Origin of the sequence: Urechidicola vernalis (assembly GCF_031846385.1) — a bacterium.
GTDB classification, from domain to species: Bacteria; Bacteroidota; Bacteroidia; order Flavobacteriales; family Flavobacteriaceae; genus Urechidicola; species Urechidicola vernalis.
Window position 1 is genome coordinate 1 of record NZ_JAVRHV010000028.1, and the last position, 612, is coordinate 612.

Below are 612 nucleotides of genomic sequence, written 5' to 3' on the forward strand. Positions count from 1 at the left end.
CCAAGATATTTCTGGTATCGCTACAAATGCAGGAAATATTAGTGGTAATGAAGCTGATATTATAGTCCTTGACACTGCAATTGGCGTTATTGAAACTGAACAAACTGCGCAAGATGCTGCAATTGCCCTAAATACGGCTAAAACAGGAATTACTCCTGGACAAGCAGCTATTATTGCGAATACTTCTGGAACAAACACTGGTGACCAAGATATTTCTGGTATCGCTACAAATGCAGGAAATATTAGTGGTAATGAAGCTGATATTATAGTCCTTGACACTGCAATTGGCGTTATTGAAACTGAGCAAACTACGCAAGATGCTGCCATTGCTCTAAATACGGCTAAAACAGGAATTACTCCTGGACAAGCCGCTATTATTGCAAATACTTCTGGAACAAATACTGGTGATCAAGATATTTCTGGTATCGCTACAAATGCAGGAAATATTAGCGGTAATGAAGCTGATATTATAGTCCTTGACACAGCAATTGGGGTTATTGAAACTGAACAAACTGCACAAGATGCTGCAATTGCCCTAAATACGGCTAAAACAGGAATTACTCCCGGGCAAGCCGCTATTATTGCAAATACTTCTGGAACAAATACTGGTGA

1 protein-coding gene is annotated in these 612 nt (G+C 39.5%); it reads left to right on the forward strand.

The genetic code is table 11. From position 1 onward, the window contains the following. Positions 1-612: hypothetical protein (locus RM519_RS13960; RefSeq protein WP_311594442.1), on the forward strand; the 612-nt coding region annotated here is incomplete at both ends.